This is a genomic window from Caulobacter sp. B11 (assembly GCF_002737765.1).
GTDB lineage: Bacteria > Pseudomonadota > Alphaproteobacteria > Caulobacterales > Caulobacteraceae > Caulobacter.
The window spans coordinates 1-5475 of sequence record NZ_PEGG01000182.1 but is presented as its reverse complement, the minus strand read 5'-3'; the positions used below and the strand labels follow the sequence as shown (position 1 = coordinate 5475).

Here is a 5475-nt window from a genome sequence, read left to right as displayed (position 1 = left end):
ACACCGGTGGACATCGGCATTTTCTTGCGCCTTCCGCGAGCGTCAGGCTCGACAAAGGGCAAGACTTATCCCCTAGACACACACGCGCAAGCTCGTATGAGCACACAGCGTTCCGGGGAGGGGTATGCGATGGCCATTATCGCCGTCACGACAAGAGACCCGCGGGGGCGAGACGCGAGTCGCCGCCACGCCGAGACCGTCAAGAAACTGACCGCCGCCGGCTTCTCGCTTGTGGTCGAATCAGGGGCGGGCGCCGCCGCGTCCTATCTCGACAGCGACTATGAGTCGGCCGGCGCCAAGCTGGTCAAGTCGGCCGCTGACGCGATTCAAGGACGCCGACGTCCTGTTCAAGGTCCGCGCGCCGGAGGCCGCCGAGATCGCGGCCCTCAAGAGCGGCGCGATCGTCGCCGCGGCGCTCAATCCGCATCAGGACAAGGAACACGCTGAACGCCTTGGCCAAGCCGGGGCCAGCGCCATCGCCATGGAATTCATCCCGCGCATCACGCGGGCCCAGGTCATGGACATGCTGTCGTCCCAGGCCAACCTCGCCGGCTATCGCGCCGTGATCGAGGGGCCGAGGCCTATGGCAAGGCCCTGCCGATGATGATGACCGCCGCCGGCACCATCGCCGCGGCCAAGGTGTTCATCATGGGGTCGGCGTCGCCGGCCTGCAGGCCATCGCCACGGCCCGCCGCCTGGGCGCGGTGGTCACCGCCACCGACGTGCGACCGGCCACCAAGGAACAGGTCGAGTCCCTGGGCGCGAAATTCCTCGCCGTCGAGGACGAGGAATTCAAGAACGCCCAGACCGCCGGCGGCTACGCCAAGGAAATGAGCGACGAATACAAGGCCAAGCAGGCCGAGCTGCTGTCGGGCCACATCGCCAAGCAGGACATCGTCATCACCACGGCCCTGATCCCCGGCCGGCCGGCCCCCAAGCTGGTCAGCGCCGAGCAGGTCGCCTCGATGCGAGCGGGCTCGATCATCGTCGACCTGGCCATCGAGCAGGGCGGCAACGTGGTCGGGGCCAAGCTGGGCGAGACGGCGGTCACCGCCAACGGCGTCAAGATCCTGGGCATCCCCAACCTGCCCGGCCGCATCGCCACCGACGCCAGCGCCCTCTATGCCCGCAACCTGTTCGCCCTTTCGAGCCTGTTCCTGGACAAGGAGGGCGCCTTCGCCCCCAATTTCGAGGACGAGATCCTGAAGGCGGCCCTGGTCACCCAGGGCGGGGCGGTGGTGCATCCGAGCTTGCTGGGGTGACGCGCCTCCCTTCTCCCATTCAGGGGGAAGGGTCATGATTTTCCAGGACCGTTCGCGGTCGTGCCATTCCGCCCGAAAGGGGAGCTAGAAACCATGGAAGCCGTCGACCCCACCGTGTTCCGCCTGGCGATCTTCGTGCTCGCCATCTTCGTCGGCTATTATGTCGTCTGGAGCGTGACCCCCGCCCTGCACACCCCGCTGATGGCCGTGACCAACGCCATCTCCTCGGTGATCATCGTCGGGGCCCTGCTGGCCGCCGCCGCCCACGGGGCCAACGCCGATCTGGAAGGCGGCACGGTCGCCGCCTCGACCTGGATCTCGAAGGGGGCCGGCGCGATCGCCGCCGCCTTCGCCGCCGTCAACATCTTCGGCGGCTTCCTGGTCACCAACCGGATGCTGGCCATGTACAAGAAGAAAGAGAAGAAGTGAGCAACGGCAAGCACTTGGGGGAACTGACATCATGAACGCCAATCTCGCCGCCATCCTCTATATCGTCTCCGGGGTGCTGTTCATCCTGGCCCTGCGCGGGCTGTCCAGCCCGGTGACCAGCCAGGCGGGCAACCGCAACGGCATGATCGGCATGGCCATCGCCGTGCTGACCACCCTGGCCACCCTGTGGAGCCAGAAGGCGCTCGACCCCATCACCCTGGGCCTGATCTTCGGCGGCGTCGCCATCGGCGGCGTCGTGGGGGCGGTGATCGCCCGCAAGGTGGCCATGACCTCGATGCCGCAGCTGGTCGCGGCCTTCCACAGCCTGGTCGGCATGGCCGCCTGCCTGGTCGCCGTCGCGGCGATCTACACCCCGGCCGCCTATGGCATCGTCGGGGCGGACGGCCATGTGCACCTCAACAGCCTGATCGAGTTGTCCCTGGGCCTGGCCATCGGCGCCATCACCTTCACCGGCTCGGTCATCGCCTTCGCCAAGCTGAACGGCAACATGGGCGGCGCGCCGATCATGCTGCCGGCCCGTCACGCCCTGAACATCGCCCTGGCCCTGGGCATCGTCGCCCTGGTCGTGGTGCTGGTGATGAGCGGCGGCGCGGCGATCTGGGCCTTCTGGGGCATCTTCGCCCTGGCCCTGATCATCGGCGTCACCCTGATCATCCCGATCGGCGGGGCCGACATGCCGGTCGTGGTGTCGATGCTCAACAGCTATTCCGGCTGGGCGGCGGCGGCCCTGGGCTTCACGCTCGAGAACACCACCCTGATCATCACCGGGGCCCTGGTCGGCTCGTCGGGCGCGATCCTGTCCTACATCATGTGCAAGGCCATGAACCGGTCCTTCATCTCGGTGATCCTCGGCGGCTTCGGCGCGGCCGACGCCGTGGCGGGCCCGGGCGGCAAGGTCGAGACCCGCCCCGTCAAGCAGGGCAGCGCCGACGACGCGGCCTTCATCATGAAGAACGCCTCCAAGGTGATCATCGTCCCGGGCTACGGCATGGCCGTCTCGCAAGCCCAGCACATCCTGCGCGAAATGGCCGACAAGCTGAAGGAAGAGGGGGTCGAGGTGAAATACGCCATCCACCCCGTCGCCGGCCGCATGCCCGGCCACATGAACGTGCTGCTGGCCGAGGCCAATGTCCCCTATGACGAGGTCTTCGAGCTGGAAGACATCAACAGCGAGTTCTCGACCGCCGACGTGGCCTTCGTGATCGGCGCCAATGACGTCACCAACCCGGCCGCCAAGACCGACCCGACCAGCGCCATCTACGGCATGCCGATCCTCGACGTCGAAAAGGCCCGCACCGTGCTGTTCATCAAGCGCGGCATGGCCTCGGGCTATGCCGGGGTGGAGAACGAGCTGTTCTTCCGCGACAACACCATGATGCTGTTCGGCGACGCCAAGAAGATGGTCGAGGGGATCGTCAAGGGGCTGTGAGGTGACGCAGCGTCGCCAAGATTCGTTGCTGGCGAATTTGCCGGAGAGCTTTTCAGCGGATCTTACGACGCTGCGGCGCGACTACATGCATCATCATGGAGCCGTTGCGATTTGCTCGGCACGGCTAGAATATTTTCTTGGTGTCGCGGTCAACAATATCGCGTTTATGGACGCCTCATTGCTTCCAGATCGGAAGTTTCCGTTCAAATTCTCAGCCCGCCTTAAGTGGCTTCGGGATGCTTTCAGCGGGTCATCTCGCCTGGCAACTCTGCGCAGTCAGGCGTCGGCGATATTTGATGAGTTGGAGCGCCTGAATAGCGCCCGAAATGAAATTCTACATTCAGCGCTGTTGGCGCATGGTCCAGGAGATGGCCTATACGTTGCTAGGGTGGTCACTGACAGGGGTGGAACGACCTTATCGCTGGAAGAAGGCGAAGGGTGGAATGTCGCGGCCGTTGTAGCAGTTGCAACTGAGCTCGCCGAAATTGAAGGTAAGCTTCTCCAGCTAATAAAAGGGGTCAGGCTCGCTTGTAGCGAACCATGACTTTAGGCGGCATTGGTTTTCAGACTACCCGCCGACTCTAACTGCATCCGCATATTCGTCGGGTCCGCGTCGCAGCCGTTCGGCCAGGTCGGCGTGCCCATTTCCAGGAAGACCTTCGCGAAGAAGGTCTCGTCGGCCAGAGGCTGAACCATCGGGCCGCCTGACAGCACCCAATCGCTGAGGTCGATGACGCCACTGGAGAGGTCGGAAAAGGCGACGTTCAGCCTGTGGCCGGGCAGGGCGCTGACGCGTACGGCACGCACAAGCTTGATGCCGACGGTCGGCTCCTCCGGTGGCGTGCTCTCCTCCGAAATGGGATCGACTTGTGACGGGCCGGCGGCGACGATGCGCTTGAGCTTGGCAAGGCTGATCGTTCGCTGCCCGTTTTTTTGAAGTGGCCCCGCGCTCTCCCAGGCTGGCGCGCCGAAGCCGTCATAGACAATTTCCGCGAGGTGCGGCGACACGACGCGAAGAACGACCAGACGGTCGCAGGTGGCGTAGAGCGACACCGACTTTCCGCCGGTCAGCTTTATTTGCACGTCCCGTCCTGTTGCGTCCTTCGCGTCATGGCCCGCGTATGAAGCAGGATAGAGTTCCAGCCCCAAGGCCTTGGCGGCGATCACCTCGCCGATGGACCCGACAAGGTGGCCGTCCGGCGTGAACTTTCGTCCCGGATAGAGCTTTTCCAACTCGGCGACGGCTTCATAGATGGCTGCGACCGGCGGTGGCAGGCGAATATGGCTCACGCCGCCGCCGTCTCGAACTTCAGCACCCCCGCCGCCGCCATATCGGCGTGCAGAGCCTCGGGGCTCCAGTCGAAGCCGTTGGGCCAGGTCAGGGCGCCGAAATCCAGGAAGACCTTGTCGAAATAGGTCGGGTCGCGGAACGGCGCCGTGACGGGGCGGGGATCACTGGCCAGCATCGAGAAATCCCACTCGCCGGCCAGGCCGTCGGTGAACTGAAGCTTCAGGCGATAGGCCCCCAGCTTCTCGAAGCGGCGGACATGGACGACTTCTCTCATGACTGACCCTCCAGACCCGGGATGCGGCCCAGCGAGCCGGTCTCGCCGCTTGCCGCGCACCCCCAAGTTTCCTTGAGCTCTTCAATATACTCCCGCCGCCATCGTTCGACCAAACGGGCGACGCGGGGCGGCAGGCGCCCGACCGTGATTTCTCCGGTCTCGATCACAACCACGGCGACGTTGGAGTCGTAGTAGGCGTGGAAATGGGGTGGCGGATGATCGTTGAAGAACATCCGGATCGGATCGAGATGCCGTAGAACCAGGAAATCGTGGGCATGGCGTGCCGATGGGCGTCATTATGGAACTATTCTTATAGTTGCATTTAGTCCCGACGCTCTCAATACGAAATTCCTCAAATCTCAGGGTGCGGCAGGCGATCAGGCCGCGCCCGCCGCCCGCAAGGTTCCGGCGGCTTCCAGATCCATTCTCAGCCTGCTCGGATCGACATCGCAGCCATTGGGCTAGGTCGGCACGCCCATCTCTACAAAGACTTTTGCGAAAAAAGTCTCGTCGCGAAGCGGCACGACCATCGAGCCGTGCACTTGGGTGACGAAATCACTGATGTCGGCCACGCCGCCGGTTCCATCCGCAAATTCGACGTCAAGTCTGTAGCCTGGCAGCGCCTTCACGCGAACCGCCTTCACAAGTTTGAACTTCGTCATCCTTTGAGCCCCGGAATTTTGAGGTTCGGTTTGCCATTATACGCTCAGCCGGCTCAAGGTTCGAGGCCGGATGGTTGTGGCGAGGATCACAATATACAAGTATAGAT

7 protein-coding genes and 1 pseudogene are annotated in these 5475 nt (G+C 63.9%); 4 read left to right on the top strand and 4 right to left on the bottom strand.

Annotated elements, in window-relative coordinates; translation table 11 throughout:
• Nucleotides 1–129 precede the first annotated feature (129 nt).
• The 4 genes and pseudogenes from CSW58_RS08430 to CSW58_RS13740 all read left to right on the top strand — a co-directional run bounded on the left by CSW58_RS08430 (nt 130) and on the right by CSW58_RS13740 (nt 3685).
• A pseudogene (locus CSW58_RS08430) lies at nt 130–1262 on the top strand (Re/Si-specific NAD(P)(+) transhydrogenase subunit alpha).
• A 93-nt stretch (nt 1263–1355) separates the two neighbouring features.
• Complete coding sequence (locus CSW58_RS08425) at nt 1356–1691, top strand: NAD(P) transhydrogenase subunit alpha (protein WP_099446993.1); 336 nt, start codon at nt 1356–1358, stop codon at nt 1689–1691.
• A gap of 31 nt (nt 1692–1722) precedes the next feature.
• Nucleotides 1723–3141 (top strand): NAD(P)(+) transhydrogenase (Re/Si-specific) subunit beta, encoded by a 1419-nt coding sequence (locus CSW58_RS08420; protein WP_099446992.1) that lies wholly within the window; start codon nt 1723–1725, stop codon nt 3139–3141.
• A gap of 1 nt (nt 3142) precedes the next feature.
• Nucleotides 3143–3685, top strand: a complete 543-nt coding sequence (locus CSW58_RS13740; protein ID WP_143755135.1) for a hypothetical protein — start codon at nt 3143–3145, stop codon at nt 3683–3685.
• 2 nt (nt 3686–3687) lie between these two features.
• Here CSW58_RS13740 and CSW58_RS15125 read toward each other — a convergent pair whose 3' ends face one another.
• The 4 genes from CSW58_RS15125 to CSW58_RS08395 form a co-directional block, all read right to left on the bottom strand.
• Nucleotides 3688–4431 carry a DUF2442 domain-containing protein gene (locus CSW58_RS15125; protein WP_236627727.1) on the bottom strand — a complete coding sequence of 248 codons (744 nt, stop codon included), beginning with the start codon at nt 4429–4431 and terminating at the stop codon, nt 3688–3690.
• On the bottom strand, nt 4428–4706 hold the full coding sequence (locus CSW58_RS08405) for a DUF2442 domain-containing protein (RefSeq protein WP_099446991.1): 279 nt from the start codon (nt 4704–4706) through the stop codon (nt 4428–4430). The genes CSW58_RS15125 and CSW58_RS08405 overlap by 4 nt, the downstream gene beginning before the upstream one ends.
• Nucleotides 4703–4939 carry a DUF4160 domain-containing protein gene (locus CSW58_RS08400; RefSeq protein WP_201721611.1) on the bottom strand — a complete coding sequence of 79 codons (237 nt, stop codon included), beginning with the start codon at nt 4937–4939 and terminating at the stop codon, nt 4703–4705. Before CSW58_RS08400 ends, CSW58_RS08405 begins: the two co-directional genes overlap by 4 nt.
• Nucleotides 4940–5167: 228 nt before the next feature.
• Nucleotides 5168–5368, bottom strand: coding sequence for a DUF2442 domain-containing protein (locus CSW58_RS08395; RefSeq protein WP_236627726.1), 201 nt, complete (start codon nt 5366–5368; stop codon nt 5168–5170).
• Between the last annotated feature and the right edge of the window lie 107 nt (nt 5369–5475).